At 70.8% G+C, this 20,396-nt stretch carries 20 protein-coding genes; 6 read left to right on the top strand and 14 right to left on the bottom strand.

Annotated elements, in window-relative coordinates; translation table 11 throughout:
* Both pstC and pstS read right to left on the bottom strand, forming a co-directional pair.
* Positions 1 to 912: a phosphate ABC transporter permease subunit PstC gene (gene pstC, locus CGQ25_RS00300; RefSeq protein ID WP_208712777.1), complete on the bottom strand. Its 912-nt coding sequence runs from the start codon at positions 910 to 912 to the stop codon at positions 1 to 3.
* A gap of 246 nt (positions 913 to 1,158) precedes the next feature.
* Positions 1,159 to 2,277 carry a phosphate ABC transporter substrate-binding protein PstS gene (gene pstS, locus CGQ25_RS00295; protein ID WP_208711263.1) on the bottom strand — a complete coding sequence of 373 codons (1,119 nt, stop codon included), beginning with the start codon at positions 2,275 to 2,277 and terminating at the stop codon, positions 1,159 to 1,161.
* 242 nt (positions 2,278 to 2,519) lie between these two features.
* Here pstS and CGQ25_RS00290 point away from each other — a divergent pair, with 242 nt between their 5' ends.
* The 3 genes from CGQ25_RS00290 to disA all read left to right on the top strand — a co-directional run bounded on the left by CGQ25_RS00290 (position 2,520) and on the right by disA (position 6,342).
* Positions 2,520 to 3,665, top strand: a complete 1,146-nt coding sequence (locus tag CGQ25_RS00290) for an aromatic acid exporter family protein (protein ID WP_208711262.1) — start codon at positions 2,520 to 2,522, stop codon at positions 3,663 to 3,665.
* Between the two features lie 39 nt (positions 3,666 to 3,704).
* Entirely contained in the window at positions 3,705 to 5,117 is a 1,413-nt protein-coding gene (gene radA, locus CGQ25_RS00285) for a DNA repair protein RadA (RefSeq protein WP_208711261.1), read from the top strand.
* Positions 5,118 to 5,265: 148 nt separating this feature from the next.
* On the top strand, positions 5,266 to 6,342 hold the full coding sequence (gene disA / locus CGQ25_RS00280; protein ID WP_208711260.1) for a DNA integrity scanning diadenylate cyclase DisA: 1,077 nt from the start codon (positions 5,266 to 5,268) through the stop codon (positions 6,340 to 6,342).
* 61 nt (positions 6,343 to 6,403) lie between these two features.
* Here the strand turns inward: disA and CGQ25_RS00275 are convergent, their stop codons facing one another.
* Positions 6,404 to 7,105 carry a hypothetical protein gene (locus CGQ25_RS00275; protein WP_208711258.1) on the bottom strand — a complete coding sequence of 234 codons (702 nt, stop codon included), beginning with the start codon at positions 7,103 to 7,105 and terminating at the stop codon, positions 6,404 to 6,406.
* 209 nt (positions 7,106 to 7,314) lie between these two features.
* Here CGQ25_RS00275 and CGQ25_RS00270 point away from each other — a divergent pair, with 209 nt between their 5' ends.
* Both CGQ25_RS00270 and CGQ25_RS00265 read left to right on the top strand, forming a co-directional pair.
* The gene (locus tag CGQ25_RS00270; protein ID WP_208712776.1) at positions 7,315 to 8,292 is read left to right on the top strand and encodes an A/G-specific adenine glycosylase; all 978 of its coding nucleotides are present in this window, start codon (positions 7,315 to 7,317) and stop codon (positions 8,290 to 8,292) included.
* Between the two features lie 116 nt (positions 8,293 to 8,408).
* Positions 8,409 to 8,900 (top strand): hypothetical protein, encoded by a 492-nt coding sequence (locus CGQ25_RS00265; protein ID WP_208711256.1) that lies wholly within the window; start codon positions 8,409 to 8,411, stop codon positions 8,898 to 8,900.
* Positions 8,901 to 8,912: 12 nt separating this feature from the next.
* Here the strand turns inward: CGQ25_RS00265 and CGQ25_RS00260 are convergent, their stop codons facing one another.
* The 11 genes from CGQ25_RS00260 to lysS form a co-directional block, all read right to left on the bottom strand.
* Entirely contained in the window at positions 8,913 to 9,467 is a 555-nt protein-coding gene (locus CGQ25_RS00260) for an amino-acid N-acetyltransferase (RefSeq protein WP_208711250.1), read from the bottom strand.
* A gap of 10 nt (positions 9,468 to 9,477) precedes the next feature.
* The gene (locus CGQ25_RS00255) at positions 9,478 to 9,984 is read right to left on the bottom strand and encodes a GNAT family N-acetyltransferase (RefSeq protein ID WP_208711248.1); all 507 of its coding nucleotides are present in this window, start codon (positions 9,982 to 9,984) and stop codon (positions 9,478 to 9,480) included.
* A 53-nt stretch (positions 9,985 to 10,037) separates the two neighbouring features.
* Entirely contained in the window at positions 10,038 to 10,712 is a 675-nt protein-coding gene (gene dhaM, locus CGQ25_RS00250) for a dihydroxyacetone kinase phosphoryl donor subunit DhaM (RefSeq protein WP_255405459.1), read from the bottom strand.
* Entirely contained in the window at positions 10,709 to 11,341 is a 633-nt protein-coding gene (gene dhaL / locus CGQ25_RS00245) for a dihydroxyacetone kinase subunit DhaL (RefSeq protein WP_208711246.1), read from the bottom strand. Before dhaL ends, dhaM begins: the two co-directional genes overlap by 4 nt.
* Complete coding sequence (dhaK, locus tag CGQ25_RS00240; protein ID WP_208711244.1) at positions 11,341 to 12,342, bottom strand: dihydroxyacetone kinase subunit DhaK; 1,002 nt, start codon at positions 12,340 to 12,342, stop codon at positions 11,341 to 11,343. Before dhaK ends, dhaL begins: the two co-directional genes overlap by 1 nt.
* A gap of 60 nt (positions 12,343 to 12,402) precedes the next feature.
* The gene (locus tag CGQ25_RS00235) at positions 12,403 to 12,741 is read right to left on the bottom strand and encodes a hypothetical protein (RefSeq protein ID WP_208711242.1); all 339 of its coding nucleotides are present in this window, start codon (positions 12,739 to 12,741) and stop codon (positions 12,403 to 12,405) included.
* Between the two features lie 96 nt (positions 12,742 to 12,837).
* Positions 12,838 to 14,166 carry an FAD-binding oxidoreductase gene (locus CGQ25_RS00230; protein ID WP_208711240.1) on the bottom strand — a complete coding sequence of 443 codons (1,329 nt, stop codon included), beginning with the start codon at positions 14,164 to 14,166 and terminating at the stop codon, positions 12,838 to 12,840.
* 183 nt (positions 14,167 to 14,349) lie between these two features.
* Entirely contained in the window at positions 14,350 to 16,869 is a 2,520-nt protein-coding gene (locus tag CGQ25_RS00225; RefSeq protein ID WP_208711238.1) for an ATP-dependent Clp protease ATP-binding subunit, read from the bottom strand.
* A 291-nt stretch (positions 16,870 to 17,160) separates the two neighbouring features.
* Positions 17,161 to 17,496, bottom strand: a complete 336-nt coding sequence (locus CGQ25_RS00220) for an Lsr2 family protein (protein WP_208711237.1) — start codon at positions 17,494 to 17,496, stop codon at positions 17,161 to 17,163.
* Between the two features lie 158 nt (positions 17,497 to 17,654).
* Positions 17,655 to 17,801 carry a hypothetical protein gene (locus CGQ25_RS00215; RefSeq protein ID WP_208711235.1) on the bottom strand — a complete coding sequence of 49 codons (147 nt, stop codon included), beginning with the start codon at positions 17,799 to 17,801 and terminating at the stop codon, positions 17,655 to 17,657.
* Positions 17,801 to 19,255: a lysine--tRNA ligase gene (lysS, locus tag CGQ25_RS00210; RefSeq protein ID WP_208712775.1), complete on the bottom strand. Its 1,455-nt coding sequence runs from the start codon at positions 19,253 to 19,255 to the stop codon at positions 17,801 to 17,803. The genes CGQ25_RS00215 and lysS overlap by 1 nt, the downstream gene beginning before the upstream one ends.
* A gap of 122 nt (positions 19,256 to 19,377) precedes the next feature.
* On the opposite strand from lysS, the gene CGQ25_RS00205 reads away from it, so the two are divergent.
* Entirely contained in the window at positions 19,378 to 20,238 is an 861-nt protein-coding gene (locus tag CGQ25_RS00205; RefSeq protein ID WP_208711234.1) for an alpha/beta fold hydrolase, read from the top strand.
* Positions 20,239 to 20,396 lie beyond the last annotated feature (158 nt).

The following is a 20,396-nucleotide window of genomic DNA, read 5'->3' as shown; positions in this document are numbered from 1 at the left end:
TCAGTTCGCTCCCGAGAATTCCTTGTGGCGGCTGATGATCCAGCGCGCGACCATGTTCACCGCAAGCGTGATCACGAAGAGCACGAGGCCCGCCGCGATGAGGGTGGCGACCTTGAGGCCCGAGGCCTCCGGGAAGTTGAGCGCGATCTCGGCAGCGATGGTCTGGTTGCCGGACTGGATCAGGCTCAGCGTGAGCGCTCCCGAGGAGAGGACGAGCGCGACCGCCATCGTCTCGCCGAGGGCGCGGCCGAGGCCGAGCATCACGGCGCTGATGACGCCCGGGCGGGCGAACGGGAAGACGGCCATCCGGATCATCTCCCAGCGCGTCGCGCCGAGCGCGAGGGCCGCTTCCTCATGCAGCTTCGGCGTCTGGAGGAAGATCTCGCGGGAGAGCGAGGTGATGATCGGGAGCACCATGACGGCCAGGACGATCCCTGCGGTGAGGATCGTCTTGCCGGTGGCCGAGGCCGGGCCCGCGAAGATCGGGATCCAGCCGAGGTTCTGGGCAAGCCACGCGTAGGCGGGCGAGATCTGGCCGGCGAGGAAGGCCGCGCCCCACGCGCCGTAGACCACAGACGGGATCGCGGCGAGGAGGTCCACGACGTACCCGAGCCCCGAGGCGAGGCGGCGAGGTGCGAAGTGGGTGATGAACAGGGCGACGCCGATGGCAATCGGCGTCGCGATGACCAGGGCGATCGCTGCGGCCACGATGGTGCCGATGACGATCGGCCAGATATAGGCGAAGAAGCCCTTGCCGCCCTGGATCTGCGCCGGGTCGGCGAAGAAGGCCGGGAGGGCCTGGACGATGAGGAAGACGGCGACGCCGAAGAGGACGGCGAGGATGAGGCAGCCCGCCGCGAGGGCGAGAGTGGAGAAGACCTTGTCGCCGCGCGGGCTGTCCTGCGCCGTGATGGCGGGGGGGACGTCTGTCCGGGCGGTCGGCTTGGCTGGCGCTGTGGTCACGTCAGGACCCTTCCTTCTGGAGTCTCAGCCGAGTGGTTGGTGATGGAAGCCCGGAACGGCTTGGGGGAACGCTCCGAACACAGTGCTGGTTCCCCGCCCCCGCCAGTCCACGCTGACGCGGCAGAGCGGCGTCAGCGGCGGAGGCGGGAACGGGGAACCAGTGATGCTGATCAGGCCTTGGTGCCTGAGTTCAGGCTAGGACTTGACCTTGACCGAGTCGATGGCCGTCTTCGCCTTGCTCGCGAGGGACGAGGAGAGCGGGGCCGACTTGGCCGACGCCGCCGCGTCCTTCTGGCCCTGCTCGGAGACCACGTAGTTCTCCCAGGCCTTGACGAGGTCGACCGTCTTCTGGTCGGCGTACGTCGTGCACAGGACGTGGTAGGAGACGAGGACGATCGGGTAGACGCCGGACTCCTTCGTCGTGCGGTCGAGCTTGATCGAGAGGTCGTTGGCCGGACGGCCCTCGACCGGCTTGCTGACCTCGACGGCCTTCGCAGCGGCCTCGGCCGAGATCTTCACGAAGTTGTCGCCGACCTTGACCTGGGCGGTGCCGAGCTTGCCGGAGACGGCCGAGTCGTCGGCGTAGGTCACGGCACCGGCGGTGTCCGAGACCGTCTTCACGACGCCGGAAGTGCCCTTCGCGTTCTCGCCCTTGAGCGAGGACGGCCAGTTGCCCGACGGCTTGTCGGTCCAGATGCTCGGAGCGGTGGCCGAGAGGTACTCGGTGAAGTTCGTGGTGGTGCCCGAGTCGTCGGAGCGGTTCACCGGGGTGACCTTGAGGTCAGGCAGGGAGACGCCCGGGTTGAGCGCGGCGATGGCCGGGTCATTCCACTTGGCGACCTGACCGCGGAAGATCTTCGCGATCGTGTCCGCGTCGAGCTTGAGGTCGGTGATGCCCGGCAGGTTGAACGCGACGGCGATCGGGGAGATGTAGACCGGGACGTTGATGGCGCCGTCGGGGCCGCACTTGGCCTTGGCCGCCGTCATCTCGTCGTCCTTGAGGTAGGCGTCGGAGCCAGCGAACTGGGCCGAGCCGTCGATGAGGGCCTTGCGGCCGGCGCCCGAGCCATCCGGGGAGTACTGGACGGTGGCGCCCTGGTTGGCGCTGGCGAATGCGGTCTTCCAGGCGTCCATGGCCGCGCCCTGCGCGGAGGAGCCGATGCCGGTCAGCGTGCCGGTGACAGCCTTGCCGGAGGCAGCGGCCGAGGACTGGCCAGTGCTGGTGGCGTTGTCGGAACCGCACGCGGACAGCGCGAGGGCGCCAGCGGCGACGACAGCAACGGCCGAGAGACGGCCGAGACGGAAAGCCTTCACGAAAGAACCCCTTCCAGGGTGATTGGGTGCGTACGAGGCGTACTGCATTCGAAGCTAGGGCCAACAGGTAACGACTTTCCGGGGCGATGGTTAACGGAAGATGAACTGAGCGCGGAATCGCGATGACATGGGCCGCACCGCCCTTGCCTTCTTCGTCACACCGCACTATGGGAGCGGCATCCTGGGGAGCGCCGGCGTCCCGCAGGACGGCGCGCCCGCGTGGGCTCCCTAGACTGCCCTGTATGGGCATCACTCGGGCAGCACCGGTCGGACGGGCGGTCGCTGCTGCTCGGGACTACGGCCGCGACCTTGCGTCGTCGGGCCTCGTGCGGGTGCGCCGCTCGCTCTTCCCCGCCATCGCGATGACCGTGGGCGCGGTGCTCGCCTACTTCATCGCCGAGGACGTCCTGGGCCACAGCGGACCGATCTTCGCCGCCACATCGGCCCTCATCTCCCTGGGGTTCGGCCGGGACCTGACGGTCCGCAAGGTCCTCGAGGTGGCGATCGGCTGCACCCTCGGCATCGCGGTCGGCGACCTGCTCATGCACTTCCTCGGCGCGGGGCTGTGGCAGGCGGGGATCATCCTGTTCGTCTCCATCCTGCTCGCGCGCTTCCTCGACCGGGGCGTCATCTTCGCGACCCAGCTGGGCCTGCAGTCGGTCCTCGTCGTCCTCCTGCCGGCCCCGGCGGGCGGCCCGTTCACCCGGAGCCTCGACGCCGTCGTCGGCGGCCTCATCGCCCTCACCATGACCGCCCTCCTCCCCCGCGACCCGCGCGTCCAGCCGCGCCGGGACCTGCAGGAGCTCGTGGGGATGTTCTCCACGATGCTCCGTGAATGCTCCGCGGCCCTCGCCGACGCGGACTCGACCCGTGCGTGGCACGCGCTCGTGCGCGGGCGCAGCTCCCAGTCGCTCGTGGACGCGATCCGCGGCAGCCTGAAGGCCTCCTCGGAGGTCACGCGCATCGCCCCCGCCTACCGGCGCCACCGCGCGGAGCTCGAGGAGATCGAGCGTGCGGTCGAGTTCCTCGACCTCGGGCTGCGCAACGGGCGCGTCGTCGCCCGCCGCCTCACCTCCGTGATCAACAACGCTGCCCTCACCCAGACCGCCGCGGACAGCATCGCCGACCTCCTCGCCGAGACGGCGGACGCGCTCGACGACGTCGCGCTCGGCCTCGTCGCGGAGCGCCGCGAGGAGCGCCGCGCCCAGATGCGCACGGCCCGGCTCGAGCTCGCGGACATCGCCGCACGCGCCCACCCCCGGCAGCTGCACGTGGAGAGGCTCGAGGGGGAGGCCCTCGTGATCCTCCTGCGCCCGATGCTCGTGGACCTCCTCGAGGCGACCGGCCACGCCCACGACGAGGCCGTCGCGCTCCTGCCGCGGCTCTGATGCACCGGAACTGTCGGACCCCTGCCCTAGCCTGAATCCATGGCGACGAAGACCTCCACGCGAAGCAGCTCCCGGGCCGGCAAGGCCCCGGGCTACCGGTGCGCCGAATGCGGCTGGACCACGGCCAAGTGGGTGGGACGCTGCGGCGAGTGCCAGGCGTGGGGCACCGTCGAGGAGGTCGGCGCCGTGGTGGCGCGCACGACGCCGGCCACCACCGTCCTCGAGCCGGCCCGCCCGATCGCCGAGATCGACGCGACCGACGCCGCGTTCCTCCCCACGGGGGTGGTCGAGCTCGACCGCGTGCTCGGCGGCGGCCTGGTGCCCGGCGCCGTCATCCTGCTGGCCGGGGAGCCCGGCGTCGGGAAGTCGACGCTCCTGCTCGACGTCGCCGCAAAGGTAGGCGCCGGCCTGGACGGCGTGTCGCCGCGGGACGTGCTGTACGTGACCGGCGAGGAGTCCGCGGCCCAGGTGAAGCTGCGGGCCGAGCGGATCGCCGCCGTCGCGCCCCGGCTGTTCCTCGCGGCCGAGACGGACCTCTCGCAGGCGCTCGGCCACGTCGAGAAGCTCTCGCCCCAGCTGCTCATCGTCGACTCGGTCCAGACCCTCTCGAGTCCCGAGGTGGACGGCAGCGCCGGCGGGGTCTCGCAGGTGCGCGAGGTCGCGGCGTCGATCATTGCCGCCGCGAAGCGGCGGAACATGACCACCCTTCTTGTGGGGCACGTGACCAAGGACGGCTCGATCGCCGGCCCGCGGCTGCTCGAGCACCTCGTGGATGTGGTGTGCCAGTTCGAGGGGGAACGGCACTCGAGGCTCCGCCTCCTGCGGGCAGTGAAGAACCGCTACGGTCCCACCGACGAGGTGGGCTGCTTCGACCTCACCGAGACAGGGATCCTCAGCGTCACGGATCCCTCGGGGCTGTTCGTGTCCCGCACGAAGGATCCCGTCTCTGGCACGTGCATCACCGTCACGCTCGAGGGGCGCCGGCCGCTCCTCGCCGAGGTGCAGTCCCTGCTCGCCGAGACCGCGGCGGCCCAGCCCCGCCGCGCCACGAGCGGCCTCGACTCCTCACGGGTCGCGATGCTCCTCGCGGTGCTCCAGCAGCGAGCGGGCTGCCTCCTGCACAAGGACGACACCTACGTGGCCACGGTGGGCGGCGTGAAGCTCAGCGAGCCCGCCACGGACCTCGCGGTGGCCCTCGCGGTCGCCTCAGCGAAGACGCGCACGGCGCTCCCCCAGCGGCTCATCGCCTTCGGCGAGGTCGGTCTGGCGGGCGAGGTGCGGCCTGTTCCCGGCATCAACCGGCGGATCCAGGAGGCCCACCGGCTCGGCTTCACCCACGCCGTCGTCCCGGCGAGCCCCACCGGCCCCGGGGAGGTTCCCGAGGGCTTCAAGGTCCGTGAGGTTTCCCACGTCGCGGAGGCGCTCGAACTGCTCATCCCCGGGACGGCCTAGCCCATCCAGGCCGAAACTGGCCCATTCTTGCCCGAATCGTTGCGTTTCCGGCCGCCTCGGGCACAGTCTGGCCGCAGGCGCGCGGATACCATGGGTTCTGCGTGCCCGCGCTGGCACCTGCCGCGTGGAGAGGACGAAGGACAAGAGAATGGCTCGGACCCCCGAGGAAGTGCTCAAAGCCACCTTGGCCCGGGTCGCACCCGGCACCGGGCTGCGCGACGGGCTCGAGCGGATTCTCCGGGGACGCACCGGGGCCCTCATCGTCCTGGGCTACAACCCGACAGTCGAGTCGATCTGCTCCGGCGGCTTCGAGATCGGCATCGAGTTCTCCCCCACCCGGCTCCGCGAGCTGGCCAAGATGGACGGTGCGATCGTGTGCGACAGGGACGCCCGCACCATCGTGAAGGCCGCCGTCCACCTCGTCCCCGACTCCCGGATCGAGACCCACGAGTCGGGCACGCGCCACCGCACCGCGGAGCGCGTCGCTATCCAGACGGGCCTGCCGGTCATCTCGGTGAGCCAATCCATGCAGATCATCGCCCTGTACGTCCAGGGCATCCGGCACGTGATCGAGGGCTCGGAGAACGTCCTCGCCCGCGCCAACCAGGCGCTCGCGACGCTCGAGCGGTACCGGGCCCGCCTCGACCAGGTCACGAACTCCCTCTCGGCCCTCGAGATCGAGGCCATGGTCACGGTGAGGGACATCGCCCAGACCCTCCAGCGGCAGGAGATGGTGCGGCGCATCTCCGAGGAGATCGCCCAGTACGTCCTCGAGCTCGGTGAGGACGGGCGGCTCCTGGCGCTCCAGCTCGAAGAGCTCACCGCGGGCCTCGGGCCCGGCAGCGACGTGGTGATCCGCGACTACGCCGGGGACTCGGCGACGCAGGAGACGATCGATTCCGCCGTGCAGGCGCTCATGGACCTCACGAGCGTGGACCTCATCGACCTGAACCGGATCGCCGCGATCCTCGGCTACGCGGGCGGTTCCGAATCCCTCGACGCGCTCGTGCAGCCGCGCGGGTACCGTCTCATCTCCGGCCTCAAGCCGGTGCCGCGCGCGGTCGCCGACCGTCTCGTGGACCACTTCGGGGGCCTGCAGAACCTCATGGCCGCGACCATCGAGGACCTCATGACTGTAGACGGGATCGGCGAGCAGCGCGCACGCACCGTCCGGGAGGGGCTGTCGCGCATGGCCGAGGCGAGCCTCCTCGACCGGTTCCTCTGACGGCCGCCGGAATCACCGGTTCGCTGCCCCGCCCAGGCGGGCACGGGGCGTCGTGCGCGCCCTACTTGAGCTCGAAGACCGCCTTGGAACTCGTGGTCGCGCCGAGCGACGCGGTCAGGACGTAGATCCCGGGCTTCGGCTGGACTGTGGCGGCCTTGCACCCCTCGATGCTGCGCACCCGGGACCAGGGGAAGTTCGCGGTCTCGGAGCCGCCGGCGGCGATGGTCTTGGGCAGGTCCTCGGCAGTGGCCTGGCAGTCCTTCGAGGAGAAGATCCGGTCCACGCCGCTGACCACGAGGAACTCCATCTGCTTGGTCCCGACGTTGACCTCGCAGGGGATCGGGTTGCCGTTGGTGACCTTGAGCGTGAAGAGGGGCTTCTCCGAGGGGCCGTAGACCGCCTTGTCCGTCGACGCGGCAACGGTAATGAGGTGCGGATCGCAGCTCGGGGTCGGGGTGGGAGTCGGGGTGGCGCTTGCGGTCTCTGTCGGCGCGGCAGACGGAATGGAGGCGTCGCCCGCTGGCGTCGTCTCGGGCCCTGCGGCGGCGGCGGTGGCCCCCTCCCCGGCGGCGCTGGATCCGACGGCCACGACCGCGGCGGAGACGCCGACGCCCAGGACGCCGAGGATGAGGACCATGAGGACCACGACGGCGATGCGGCGCCGACGGTACACCTCGGGGCTCTGCCGCCGGGGTCCGGGGGTCCTGGCTCCTCGTCCCGACGACCCCTTCGAGCCTGCTCCGCCCGCACCCTTTCCTGCCATGCTTCTAGGCTAGGATCCGCGGGCCGGGCGACTGGCACCGGCACGCCGCGGCCAGGGATCCGGGCAACGCCGCCGGCCCGGGCAACCCCTCCCTCCCGCTAGAGTGGTCAGACCCGAACCGTCTGGGGGTCACCTTCTGGGGGTCACCTCGAGTGACCTCCAGAAGGTGACCCCAGAACGTGACCCCCAGAAAGGTGCCCGTGACCGCGATCGCCGCTCCCCGCCGTCGTGCGTCGGCCGCCTCGCCTCCTGCGCGGCTCACAGACCTGCACGCGGCGCTGGCCGCGTGGTTCGCGCGTGAGGCACTGGACCTGCCGTGGCGCGCCGCCGACCGGACCCCGTGGGGCGTCCTGGTGAGCGAGATCATGCTGCAGCAGACCCCCGTGGTGCGGGTCCTGCCGGCGTGGGAGGAGTGGATGCGGCGATGGCCGCACCCGTCGGACCTCGCCGCCGAACCCGCCGGCGAAGCCGTGCGCGCCTGGGGCCGGCTGGGGTATCCGCGGCGGGCGCTGAGGCTCCATGCCGCGGCGACGGTCATCACACGGGAGCACGACGGCGAGCTGCCCACCACCGAGGAAGGCCTCCTCGCACTGCCGGGCGTCGGCACCTACACGGCCGCTGCCGTCGCGGCGTTCGCCTTCGGCGGCCGGGCGACCGTGGTGGACACGAACATCCGCCGCGTCCACGCCCGGCTCATCGGCGGGGAGGCGCTCCCGGCCCCGTCGCTCACGGCGGCCGAGCAGCGCCGAGCCGCCGCGCTCCTGCCCGAGGACCGGGCGGAGTCTGTGGTGTGGAACGCCGCGGCGATGGAGCTCGGCGCCCTCGTGTGCACGGCGCGCTCCCCGCGGTGCTCGGAATGCCCGGTCGCCGCGGACTGCGCCTGGCTGGCCGCGGGAGAGCCGGCGCCCACCTACACGCCCCGGGGCCAGGCCTGGCACGGCACCGACCGGCAGGTGCGCGGCGCGATCATGGCCGTGCTCCGCGCCGCCGAGCACGGAGTGCCGCGCGCGCTGCTCGATGACAGCGCGCTGGCAACGGTCTCGGACAGCGCTGCCGACGGCGTGGGCCCCGCCGTGGCGCGCCTCAAGGCCCTGCAGGCCGGCCCTGAGCAGCGCGAACGCGCGCTGGCAGGGCTCCTCGCTGACGGCCTCGCTGTGGACGCCGACGGGGTGCTGCGGCTGCCGTGAAGGCGGCGAGCATATCGACATCACCCGGAGGCCGCCAGCCTGCATTCCGGCCCGATCCGTGGGCGAGTTGTGCAGATATGTCCGGGTACGGCCTCCGGGGCAACTACGCTCAGGGCATGGACGCCCGCGCACCCCTGATGGCGCTCGGCACTGCCCTCGCAGGTGCAGGCCTGACCGCGTGCGGGCCCACGGCCTGTCCTGCGGTCGGCTATGTCTCAACCGTCACCCTGCGCGTCACGCCGGACCGGGCGCAGAGCCTCGGCGCCCTGAGCGTCGAGCTCTGCCAGGACGGAGCGTGCCGGTCCGCGGCGCTCGACTCCGCCGCGCTCACGGGAACCAGCCCGGGCTCCCTGCCGCCCGCAACGCCGGGAGCGCTGCGCGCCCGGTCGCTGCGCACGGCGGACGGCATCATTGAGGTCGCCATCGAGGCCGCCATCAACGATCACCCTCTCGACGTCACCGCGAACGGGACGGACGCCGGGGGGCTTCCGATCGGCACGAGCAGCGTCCGCCTCACACCGAAGACCACCTATCCCTACGGCAGGGACTGCGGAGGCCCCACCACCGCGTCCGCAACCCTCGACGCGCAGGGGCTGCGGGCCGGGTAAGCCCGGGGTCGGCTACTCGCGCGCCCGCCCGTGGAGCCACCGGATCATCCGGGTGTTCCCAAGGGTGTTCGGCTTTACCCGGGCAAGGTCGAGGAACTCGGCGACGCCCTCGTCGTGGGAGCGCAGGAGCTCGGAGTACACCTCCGGGTCCACACCGGACTGGTCGGCCATGACCTCGAACCCGTGCCGCTCGAAGAACCCCACCTCGAACGTGAGGCAGAAGACCCGCTGCACGCCGACGTCGCGCGCCTCCTGGAGCAGCTGCTCGACGAGCGCATGCCCGACCCCCTGCCCGCGCCACGTGTCCGCGGCGGCAAGGGTGCGGATCTCGGCGAGGTCCTCCCACATGACGTGGAGGGCACCGCAGCCGATGAGCTCCCCGTCCGGACCCTCCGCGACGCGGAACTCCTGGATGGCCTCGTAGTAGGCGACCGATTCCTTCGAGATGAGGATCCGCCGCTCCGCCAGCGGCGCGACGAGGCGCTTGATCGCGGCGACGTCGCTCGTTCGGGCCCGGCGCAGGGTGAAGGCAGGCGCGGCGGGGTCGGCGGAGGTCTCGGGGGTCATGCGCTCAATCCTAGTGGCGCGCCTCGGGGCCGGAGGGCTGCCGGCCCAGCTCCCGCGAGTAGTAGAACTGCGGTTCCGGCCGCCCTGGGTTGCCGCTCACGTAGCCGTGGCGCTCGTAGAAGCGCCGCGCATCGGCATCCTCGCCGTCCACGTTGATCTCCAGCAGTTCCGCCCCGCGGTCCCGCGCCGCTGCCTCGGCGGCCTCCAGCAGGGCACCGCCGAGCCCGCCGTTGCGCCGCTCCGGAACCACGTACAGCTCCTCGAGGAGGGCCGTCGGCCCGTCCGACCACACCGTGGCGCGGAAGCTCAGGAGGGCGACGCCGACCGCGGGGTCCCCGACGACGAGCGCCACGGCGGCGGGGCCGGCGAGCATTGTGGAGAGCCGCTGGGCCAGGACCGCGATGCCCGGGCTCGGCTCCCCGAACTCGCCGTTGAACGCGTCGAGGAGCCGCGCGAGCGCCTCCGCATCCGCGGGATCCGCCCGGCGCACGACGGCGTGTGGCTGGCTGCCGCTCATGGGCCCAGCGTAGCGGGAGGTGACCCCAGGAGGTGACCTTCAGGAGGTGACCTTCAGAGCTCGCCGAAGCCGGCCTTGACTTGGGCGCGCACGAAGTCGAGTGCCTTCAGCGCGTCCGGGCCCGAGGTCTCCACCACGAGTTGGCTGTCCTTCCCGGCACCCAGGCCCATGAGCGCCATGACGGACTGGCCGTCGACGCCGTTGACGGTCACCTGGACGTCGAAGGCCGAGAGCCTGCCCGCGAGCACGGCCGCCGGCCTCGCGTGCAGCCCCATGGGGTTCACGAGCGTCAGGACCGCGGACTCTGTGGGCTCCCGGAGCTCGGGCGGCTCCTCGGCCTCGGCGCCCGGGACGGCTTCCTCGGCGGCGCGCACGACGCCCTCCAGCCCGGCTCCCGCCGCGGCCGCGACCGCGGCGGCGACGGCTCCCTCGACGAGGGCCGCGTCGGCAATCCGGACCCGCTGGCGCTGGGAGTCCTCGAGGAACTCGAGCACTGACTCGGCCGTCATGACGGCGGACCCGAGGTCGGCGAGCACCACGACCCCCTCGCCCTGGTCCGCGGCCCCGATGCCCTCCATGACCTTCTCGAAGGAGGTTCCCACGCCGCCGTCGTCCGTCCCGCCTGCCGCGACGAGCGGGACTCCGGCCCCCATCTGGGCGGCAACCTCCACGACGCCTTCGGCGAGGCGCGCGCTGTGCGAGACGATGAGCAGGCCGACCGGGGTCACGCGTCCGCCTCCACCGTGGCGGTGACGGCGGCGCGCAGGATCAGCGCCGTGGACACCGCGCCGGGATCGAGGTGGCCCGCGCTCCGCTGCCCCAAGTAGCTCGCCCGGCCCTTGCGGGCCACGAGCGGCTTGGTGGCCTGCGCGCCGGCCTCCGCAGCGTCGGCCGCGGCACCGAGCGCTGCGTGTCCGTCTGTGCCGCCGGCGGCGGCGTCCACGGCTGGCGTCCACGCATCCACCATCGTCTTGTCCCCCGGCTCGGCCTTGCCGCGGGCCACGATCCCGTCGCGTCCTGCGGCCAGCATCCGCGCCACCGCAGGGCCGTCCAGCGCCTCGGCATCGCCGATCGCGGTCGAGGCCCGCAGGAACGCCGTGCCGTACAGCGGGCCCGCGGCGCCGCCGACCTTGCTCATGAGCATCATGGCTGCCGTCTTGAGGGCCCCGGCGAGGGATGCGGGCGGCTCCTCGTCGAACTTCGCCACGATGGCCGCGAAGCCGCGGTCCATGTTCTCGCCATGGTCACCGTCGCCGATCGCGCGGTCGAGCTCGATGAGCTCCTGCCGGTGCTCCGCGATGACGCGCGCGCTCTCCCGCAGCCAGCGTTCGGCCCACGCGGTGTCGAGGGCCGCCATCACGCGCCCCACCGCAGTGCCGGGGTGTGCACGGGGGCGTCCCAGAGCCCGGTGAGCTCGTCGTCGAGCCGGAGGAGGGTGAGGGAGCACCCCTGCATCTCGAGCGAGGTCGTGTAGTTCCCCACCAGGCTCCTTTCGACCAGGGCGCCGCGGTCTGCCAGGATCCGGGCCGCCGCGCGGTACACGATGTAGAGCTCCGAGAGCGGCGTGCCGCCCATGCCGTTGACGAAGAGCAGGACCCTCTCCCCCTCGGCGAGCCCGAGGTCGTCCATGACAGGTGTGAGCAGGTGCTCGGTCAGGGCGTCGGCGGGCTCGAGGCCCACGCGGCGCCGCCCCGGCTCGCCGTGGATGCCGATCCCGATTTCGATCTCGTCCTCGCCGAGGTCGAAGCTCGTCTTCCCGGCGTGCGGGACGGTGCAGGGCGTGAGCGCGAGGCCCATCGAGCGGACGTTCGCGACGACCTTCCGTCCGATGGCCTCGACCTCGTCCAGGCCGTCTCCACGCTCGGCGGCCGCGCCGGCGATCTTCTCCACGAGCACCGTCCCGGCCACGCCGCGCCGCCCGGCGGTGTAGAGGGAGTCCTCGACGGCGACGTCGTCGTCCACGAGGACCGTGCGCACGTCGAGGCCCTCGGTCTGGCACATCTCGGCGGCCGTCTCGAAGTTGAGCACGTCGCCGGTGTAGTTCTTCACGACAAGCACGACGCCGGCCCCTCCGTCCGCGGCCTGCGTCGCCGGGATGATCGCGTCCGGAGTGGGCGAGGTGAAGACGGCGCCGGGCACGGCGGCGTCGAGCATTCCGCTCCCGACGTAGCCGGAATGGAGGGGCTCATGCCCGCTGCCGCCCCCGGACACGAGGCCGACCTTGCCCGGGACCGCACCGCCCGCGCGGCTGACGAAGAGCGGGTCGGGGTGGACGCGGACCAGATCGGCGTGCGCGAGCCCGAAGCCCTCCACCGACTCGTCCACCACCGCCCGCGGGTCATTGATGAGCTTCTTCATGCCGCTCCTTTGCACGGTGTCCCACGCTTGCACGGGTCGTGCTTGGAGCCTACCGCAGGGCTATGCGCTGCTCTCCGCCTCGCCGGGCTTGAGGTCCTCGCCCGTGACCGGGTCGCGCTGCTCCCCCGCGAGCTCATCGGCGTCGGCTCGCTGTCCGGACCCCGACGTCGGCTGGTTGCCGGCGGCCTGCTGGTCACCGGCCTGCTGGCCAGCGCCTTGCTGCCCGCCGCCCTGCTGCTCGGTGCCCTGCTGCCCGGCGCCCTGCGGCTCGCCGGCGCCCTGCTGCTCGCCGGCGCCCTGGCCCATCTCCTGCTCGGGGGTGGGGACGCCGTATCCGCCGGGTCCGCGCTCGGCATCCTTCTGGGACTCGTCCGGGTTCTCGGGGGTCACAGTGTTCATGGCTTCCCTTCCATCGTCTCCATCGAGCTGTCGCGGGAGTGATTGCCCTGTGGGCGGTGGGGGAAACAAAGCCGGCGCGGCCCGGGCACGGGGCCCTCAGGGACGCAGGAGGCCCTGGGGGTCGAGCTCCTCGCGGGCCACCGCGAGGACGGCGTTGACCTTCTCGCTGTACCCCGCCGAGGGATCCTCGCCGCCGAGGAAGTTCCGCGGGCCGCGGCCGTTGCCGAAGGGGCGCAGGGCCGCGAGGAGGCCCTCGAGCGCGGCGGGGACCAGGTCGGCAATCGGCGGCGCGAGGACGCCCACCGCATGCACCGCATAGGCGAGTCCGTGCGCGGAGACGGTCCGGCCGGCGTCGGATGCCATCGCACCGCCGAGCAGCCGGAACTCCACCAGGGGCAGGACCGTGGCGGCGTCCGGGCCGACAGCAGCGAGCACGGCCTCGATGGCCGCCTCCGTCAGGTCCACGATCCCTGTGCCTCCGCTGAGGAACGGCATCGGCGTCTCGGGATCCGAGTAGACGCGGTCGATCTCGGTGTACGGCAGCACGCCCACCGCATCCAGGAGGACGGGAGCGGCGGCCCGCATCGGAGCGAGGGCCTTCTCGCCGCCGGGACCCACATGGGCGAAGCTGACGTGGACCGTGAGCTTCCCGGCGAGCTCGCGCGGAACGTCCGGCGCATCGGGGGCGCGCAGGAAGCGGATCGCCGTGTTGGAGGCGTCCTTGAGGGTGCGCGACCACGCCGCGAAGGCACGCAGGACGGACGCGGAGTGCGCGCCGTCGAAGACGAGCGCCCCGCCGTAGACCTGCGCGACCCTGTAGAGGCGGAAGGTCACGGCGGTGACGACGACGAGGCCGTGACCGCCGCCGGCGACGAGATCGAAGAGCTCCGGCTCACGGGTGCGGCTGACGGTGCGGGCATCGCCGTCCATCGTGACGATCTCGAAGCTCACGACCGAGTCGGCGGCGAAGCCGAACGTGCGCCCGAGGACGGGCAGGCCGCCGCCGAGCGTGTATCCGACCACGCCGACGTCCGAGCTGGAGCCGTTCAGGGGTGCGAGGCCATGCTGCGCGGCCGCGTCGATGACCTCGCGCCACCGGGTGCCGGCGCCGACGGTTGCGGTCCGCGCATGGGGGTCGATCGCCACCGAGCGGAGGCGCTTGGTGCTCAGGAGGACCCCACCCGTCATGGCGCGTTCGGCGCCGTGGCCAGTCGCCTGGACGTGGAGCGGCACCGAGTTCAGCGAGGCCCAGCGGACCGTCGCGACGACGTCGGCGGCGTCGCGGGCCGCGACGACGACGTCGGGGCAGTGGGCGACGGCGGCGTTGAACGCGGCAGCCTCAGCCGCGTAGCCCCGGTCGCTCGGGTCGAACACCTCGCCGCGCACGAGGTCCTCGAGGGTGATGAATTCAGTCTGGACGGTCATGGTGTCTCTCTCTGGGTGTGGAACGGATCACGTTGAGACCAAGAGAGACACTACGCTCAGTTAGTGGTTTTGTCTAGCGATTGGATTTATTTGCCGACGCAACCATGCCGCAGCGCAGCGGCCCCCCACCTCGGAAGGTGGGGGGCCGCCGTCGTGCGCCGTGGCTTTGGCTGGAGACGGGCGTTACGCGCCCAGCTCCTTGCCGCTGCCCTTGGCGAGGGTCACGACTTCGGGGACCTGCGGACGGGGCATCCCGGTGAAGGTGAACTTCGCCTCGTCGCCCTCGCCCTCGGTGTCGATGACCACGATGTCGCCCGCGGAGAGGTCCCCGAAGAGGATCTTCTCCGACAGCTGGTCCTCGATCTCGGACTGGATCGTGCGGCGCAGCGGACGGGCACCCATCGTCGGGTCGTACCCGCGGGTGGCGAGCAGGACCTTGGCGGCCTGGGTGAGCTCGATGCCCATGTCCTTGTCCTTGAGGCGCTGCTCGAGGCGGGCGATCATCAGGTCGACAATCTCGATGATCTGCTCCTGCGTCAGCTGCGGGAACACCACGATGTCATCGACGCGGTTGAGGAACTCGGGGCGGAAGTGCTGCTTGAGCTCCTCGGTCACGCGCGACTTCATGCGCTCGTACCCGGTCTTGGTGTCGGTGCCGGACTGGAAGCCCGTCATGACCCCCTTGGAGATGTCCCGGGTGCCGAGGTTCGTGGTCATGATGATCACGGTGTTCTTGAAGTCCACCACGCGGCCCTGGGAGTCCGTGAGGCGGCCGTCCTCGAGGATCTGCAGGAGCGAGTTGAAGAGGTCCGCGTGGGCCTTCTCCACCTCGTCGAACAGCACCACGGAGAACGGACGGCGGCGGACCTTCTCGGTGAGCTGTCCGCCCTCCTCGTAGCCCACGTACCCGGGAGGTGCACCGAAGAGCCGCGAGACCGTGTGCTTCTCGGAGAACTCGGACATGTCCAGCGTGATGAGCGCGTCCTCCTCGCCGAAGAGGAACTCGGCGAGTGCCTTGGCAAGCTCGGTCTTGCCGACGCCGGTCGGGCCGGCGAAGATGAACGAGCCGCCGGGACGCTTCGGGTCCTTGAGGCCGGCACGGGTGCGGCGGATCGAGCGGGAGAGCGCCTTGATCGCGTCGTCCTGGCCGACGACCCGCTTGTGCAGCTCGTCCTCCATGTGGAGCAGGCGGCTGGACTCCTCCTCGGTCAGCTTGAACACCGGGATGCCGGTCGAGTTGGCGAGCACCTCTGCGATCAGGTCCTCGTCCACCTCGGCCACGCCGTCCATGTCGCCGGACTTCCAGGCACGCTCGCGCTCGGCGCGCTCCGCGATGAGCTTCTGCTCCTTGTCGCGCAGCGAGGCGGCGCCCTCGAAGTCCTGCGCGTCGATCGCGGACTCCTTCTCGAGCTTGAGGCCGGCGATGCGCTCGTCGAGCTCCTTGAGCTCCGGCGGTGCCGTCATCCGACGGATGCGCAGGCGCGCGCCCGCCTCGTCGATGAGGTCGATGGCCTTGTCCGGGAGGAACCGGTCCGAGATGTAGCGCTCGGCGAGGTTCGCCGCGGCGGCGAGCGCGCCGTCCGTGATGGTCACACGGTGGTGCGCCTCGTACCGGTCGCGCAGGCCCTTGAGGATCTCGATCGCGAGGGCGACCGTCGGCTCGGAGACCTGGATCGGCTGGAAGCGGCGCTCGAGGGCGGCGTCCTTCTCGATGTGCTTGCGGTACTCGTCGAGCGTGGTCGCGCCGATGGTCTGCAGCTCGCCGCGGGCCAGCATCGGCTTGAGGATGCTGGCGGCGTCGATCGCGCCCTCGGCGGCACCCGCACCGACGAGGGTATGGATCTCGTCGATGAACAGGATGATGTCGCCGCGGGTGCGGATCTCCTTGAGGACCTTCTTGAGGCGTTCCTCAAAGTCGCCGCGGTAGCGGGAGCCGGCCACGAGGGAGCCGAGGTCAAGCGTGTACAGCTGCTTGTCCTTGATGGTCTCCGGGACGTCCCCGCGCACGATGGCCTGGGCGAGGCCCTCGACGACGGCGGTCTTGCCGACGCCGGGCTCGCCGATGAGGACCGGGTTGTTCTTGGTGCGGCGCGAGAGGACCTGCATGACGCGTTCCATCTCGTGCTCGCGCCCGATCACCGGGTCGAGCTTGTTCTCGCGCGCGGCCTGGGTGAGGTTGCGCCCGAACTGGTCCAGCACGACGGAGCCCGCGGGCGTGCCCTCGGGCTGGCCGGAGCCGGCACCGGCGGAGGTGGTCTCCTTGCCCTGGTAGCCCGACAGCAGCTGGATGACCTGCTGGCGGACCCGGTTGAGGTCCGCGCCGAGCTTGACCAGCACCTGGGCGGCCACACCCTCGCCCTCACGGATGAGGCCGAGGAGGATGTGCTCCGTGCCGATGTAGTTGTGGCCGAGCTGGAGCGCCTCGCGGAGCGAGAGCTCAAGGACCTTCTTGGCGCGAGGCGTGAAGGGGATGTGGCCGGACGGGGCCTGCTGGCCCTGGCCGATGATCTCCTGCACCTGCTCGCGGACGCCGTCCAACGAGATGCTCAGGGATTCGAGAGCCTTGGCCGCGACCCCTTCGCCCTCGTGGATCAGCCCGAGGAGGATGTGCTCGGTCCCGATGTAGTTGTGGTTGAGCATGCGGGCCTCTTCTTGGGCCAGCACCACCACGCGGCGGGCGCGGTCTGTGAATCTCTCGAACATTGCTCGAACTCCCCGGTTTAGCTTGGGTGCGTCACTTGCGTATCTCGATGCTACGTGCCGGGTGCCCACACGCAGAGGGCTGTTCGCCACAGGGTGAACCGGCGCCGTCGCCCCGCCTGGCGAGTCCGACGGCGGGTGGCCGCCGCGCCGTGGGGCAGCCGCCCGCCGTCGTGCGCGCCGGAGACCAGCGGAAATACGCTTCGCAAAAACGAGAAATCCCGGTGCGCCGCGCGCATCGGGATTTCCCTTCCCCGGCCCCCCATGGACGGAGATTTAGCCAATTGAGGCTGATCAGGCATTCGCCTTGTGGTACGCCTCCTGGATCTCAGCCTGGATCCGGCCACGGGCATTCACGTTGTAGCCATTGTCACGGGCCCACTGGCGGATCTTCGCGGAATCCGAATTGCGCGAGGAGGACGTTGCGCGGGCCTTCGGGGCTGCGGCGCCCCGAACACTTGCCTTGCGGCCCGCGGAAATGAACTCCGCAAGCGCCTTGCGGAGCTTCTCGGCATTCGCCGAGGAAAGATCGATCTCGTAGTTCGACCCGTCGAGGCTGAAGCGGACGGTCTCGTCGGCCTTCCCTCCGTCGATGTCGTCCTCAAGAATAATCTGGACCTTCTGTGCCATATCTAAGCTCTCTTCTCTGTCATCGCTGGGGGCGAGGCAATGGGGAGTTCAAGCAATCGGCCCACCGCGTCGATATGACGGGGTCATGCCGAGCGATATCAGTATGAAGGCACAAATGGCGCACGTCAAAAGCACGTGCGCCACCTGTGAATAAGGCATCAATTCGTGGGGTGTTCTCCAGACTCGCGCTCCGCGCGCGCGAGCGCCTCGCGCTCGGACTTGTCCGCATTGAAGATGGCGCGCATGGCGAACCAGAAAATGAGGCCCACTACCACGGACGGGAGAAGGACGAGCACGTATTCCATCAGTTGGCCTCCGGCTTGAGGAGCGGGAAGAGGATCGTTTCGCGGATGCCCGCCTGCGTGAACAGCATGACGAGGCGGTCCACGCCGAGGCCGATGCCGCCCATGGGCGGGGCACCGTATTCGAGCGCCCGGAGGAAGTCCTCGTCCAGGGCCATGGCCTCGTCGTCGCCCTCCGCCGCGAGGCGGGACTGCTCGGTGAGCCGCTCCCGCTGGATGACGGGGTCGATCAGCTCGGAGAACGCCGTGCCGCGCTCCATGCCGCCGATGATGAGGTCCCATGCCTCGATCAGGCGCGGGTCCTCCCGGTGCGGGCGCGCGAGGGGCTGGGCCGAGGGCGGATAGTCGTAGACGAAGGTCGGGTTGAGGAGCGTAGGTTCGACGATCTCGCCGAACAGCTCGATGACAGCCTTCTCCTGGGTCCAGAGGGCGTCGGTCTTGACGCCGTGCTTCTCACCGATCTCGAGGAGGCGCTCGAGCGGGGTGTCGGGCGTGATCTCCTCGCCGACGGCCTCGGACAGTCCGGGATAGACGCCGAGCCACCGCCATTCGCCGTCGAGGTCGATCGTGCCCGCGGGCGTCTCGATCTGGCGGGTGCCCACCACATCGGCCACGTTGAGGATGATCTCCTTCATGCGCTCGGCCATGGTGAACTGGTCGGCGTACGCCTCGTAGCACTCGAGCGTGGTGAACTCGGGGCTGTGGGTCGAGTCGACGCCCTCGTTGCGGAACACGCGGCCGATCTCGTAGACGCGCTCGATCCCGCCGACCACCGCCCTCTTGAGGTACAGCTCGGTGGCGATGCGCAGCGTCATGTGCTGGTCGAACGCGTTCAGGTGCGTGGCAAAGGGGCGGGCGGTCGCGCCGCCGTGGACGAGGTTCAGCATGGGCGTCTCGACCTCGACGTACCCGCGCGCGTCGAGGGTGTCGCGGATGCTCTTGGTGATCTTGGAGCGCGTGTAGACCATCTGCCGGGCCTCCTCGCGCACGAGGAGGTCCACGTAGCGCTGGCGGACCCGGGTCTCCTCGTTGAGGCCCGCGTGCAGGGTCGGGAGCGGCCGGAGGGCCTTGGACGCCATCTGCCACGAGTCGACCATGACCGAGAGCTCGCCGCGGCGCGACGAGATGACCTCTCCGGTGACGAACACGTGGTCACCCAGGTCTACGAGCGACTTCCAGTCGGCGAGACGCTGCTCGCCCACGTTGGCGAGGGACAGCATGGCCTGGAGGCGCGTGCCGTCGCCTTCCTGGAGCGTCGCGAAGCACAGCTTGCCCGTGTTGCGGATGAACACCACGCGTCCGGCGACGCCGACCTTCTCCCCCGTGGCCGTGTCCGGCTCGAGGTCCGGGTACTTCTCGCGGACCTCCGCGAGCGAATGCGTGCGCGGCAGGACCACCGGGTACGGCTGTTCGCCATTGGCGAGAAGCTTCTCCCGCTTGTCCCGGCGGATGTGCATCTGTTCGCTGGCGTCGGCGGGCTCTGCGGCGGGGAAGGAGGGGTTCTCTGCGGTCACGGAAGACAATTCTAGTTTCTCGTCCCTGCGGCTCGGGACCCGGGGATTCCCGCTAGGCTCGGTGCATGGCCGCCACGCAGCTCTCCACGTCGACCGTCACCAGCGAGGACGGGGCCGTCCTCGAGCTCTTCACCGCTCTCGGCAGGGCCTCGGAACAGGAGAAGGCCGCGGCAGGAGGTGTCGTCGTCGTGCACGGATCCATGGTGACGGCGGAGCTGTACAAGGAGCTCGCTCTCCGCCTCGCCGAGGCCCTCCACGCCCCGGTCCACGTGTACAACCGGCGCGGCCGGGGCGGGTCGTCGCCGCAGCCGGCCGACTACTCGCTGACCACGGAGATCGCGGACCTGGCCGCCGTGCTCGAGCGCACGCAGACCGAGGCGGTGTTCGGGCACAACTACGGCGGGTGCATCGCGCTGCACGCCGGGCGGGAGCTCGAGATCGGCCGACTCGCGGTGTACGACCCGATCATCTCCTTCGAGGGCAGCATCAAGGCCCCCTGGCTGCGCGAGTTCGAGGATTCCCTCGCCGCGGGCGACGAGGAGAAGGCGCTCGCCGTGCTGCTCCGCGGCCTCCAGACCGCCGGTCCGGTCTCGAAGCTGCCGCTTCCCGTCCTGACGGTCCTCAACCGGATCGGCAGCCGGATGCCGATCGGAAAGGAGCTCTCGCGGCTGCTCCCGACCGGCCCGGCAGAGATCCGCGCGGTCGTCGCCGCCGATGCCGAGGCGAAGGGCTTCGACGAGCTCCCGCTCGAGACCCTGATCCTCGCCGGTGGGGCGAGCCCCGAGTACTTCGCCGACGCCGCCCAGAAGCTCGACGGCGTCCTGCCGGCCTCCGACTTCGACGTCCTGCCCAAGCTCGCGCACGATGCGCCGACCCGGCCGGCGAAGGCGCTGGTCGACCGTCTCGCGGACTTCTTCGCCAGCTGACCCGCCCGTTTCGGGTACGCCAAAACGCGCCCCTCCCCGTTTCGGGTACACCAAAACGCTCCCCTCCCCGTTCCGGGTACACCAAAACGCTCCCCTCCCCTTTCCGGGTACACCAAAGTTCGCGAGGTGGGAGACGCACGACGCCGGTCGGTGCCTCG

Origin of the sequence: Sinomonas sp. R1AF57, assembly GCF_002224485.1 — a bacterium.
Taxonomy (GTDB): domain Bacteria; phylum Actinomycetota; class Actinomycetes; order Actinomycetales; family Micrococcaceae; genus Sinomonas; species Sinomonas flava.
The sequence above is the reverse complement of the archived record's forward strand: the minus strand, read 5'-3'. Positions and strand labels throughout refer to the sequence as shown.

Excerpts from the sequence above, each read along its gene's own strand:
- CGQ25_RS00290 (WP_208711262.1), top strand. The coding sequence starts at position 2,520 with ATGGGCATCACTCGGGCAGCACCGGTCGGACGGGCGGTCGCTGCTGCT.
- radA (WP_208711261.1), top strand. The coding sequence starts at position 3,705 with ATGGCGACGAAGACCTCCACGCGAAGCAGCTCCCGGGCCGGCAAGGCC.
- disA (WP_208711260.1), top strand. The coding sequence starts at position 5,266 with ATGGCTCGGACCCCCGAGGAAGTGCTCAAAGCCACCTTGGCCCGGGTC.
- CGQ25_RS00275 (WP_208711258.1), bottom strand. The coding sequence starts at position 7,105 with ATGGCAGGAAAGGGTGCGGGCGGAGCAGGCTCGAAGGGGTCGTCGGGA.
- CGQ25_RS00265 (WP_208711256.1), top strand. The coding sequence starts at position 8,409 with ATGGACGCCCGCGCACCCCTGATGGCGCTCGGCACTGCCCTCGCAGGT.
- CGQ25_RS00260 (WP_208711250.1), bottom strand. The coding sequence starts at position 9,467 with ATGACCCCCGAGACCTCCGCCGACCCCGCCGCGCCTGCCTTCACCCTG.
- CGQ25_RS00255 (WP_208711248.1), bottom strand. The coding sequence starts at position 9,984 with ATGAGCGGCAGCCAGCCACACGCCGTCGTGCGCCGGGCGGATCCCGCG.
- dhaL (WP_208711246.1), bottom strand. The coding sequence starts at position 11,341 with ATGGCGGCCCTCGACACCGCGTGGGCCGAACGCTGGCTGCGGGAGAGC.
- dhaK (WP_208711244.1), bottom strand. The coding sequence starts at position 12,342 with ATGAAGAAGCTCATCAATGACCCGCGGGCGGTGGTGGACGAGTCGGTG.
- CGQ25_RS00235 (WP_208711242.1), bottom strand. The coding sequence starts at position 12,741 with ATGAACACTGTGACCCCCGAGAACCCGGACGAGTCCCAGAAGGATGCC.
- CGQ25_RS00230 (WP_208711240.1), bottom strand. The coding sequence starts at position 14,166 with ATGACCGTCCAGACTGAATTCATCACCCTCGAGGACCTCGTGCGCGGC.
- CGQ25_RS00225 (WP_208711238.1), bottom strand. The coding sequence starts at position 16,869 with ATGTTCGAGAGATTCACAGACCGCGCCCGCCGCGTGGTGGTGCTGGCC.
- CGQ25_RS00220 (WP_208711237.1), bottom strand. The coding sequence starts at position 17,496 with ATGGCACAGAAGGTCCAGATTATTCTTGAGGACGACATCGACGGAGGG.
- CGQ25_RS00215 (WP_208711235.1), bottom strand. The coding sequence starts at position 17,801 with ATGGAATACGTGCTCGTCCTTCTCCCGTCCGTGGTAGTGGGCCTCATT.
- lysS (WP_208712775.1), bottom strand. The coding sequence starts at position 19,255 with ATGCACATCCGCCGGGACAAGCGGGAGAAGCTTCTCGCCAATGGCGAA.
- CGQ25_RS00205 (WP_208711234.1), top strand. The coding sequence starts at position 19,378 with ATGGCCGCCACGCAGCTCTCCACGTCGACCGTCACCAGCGAGGACGGG.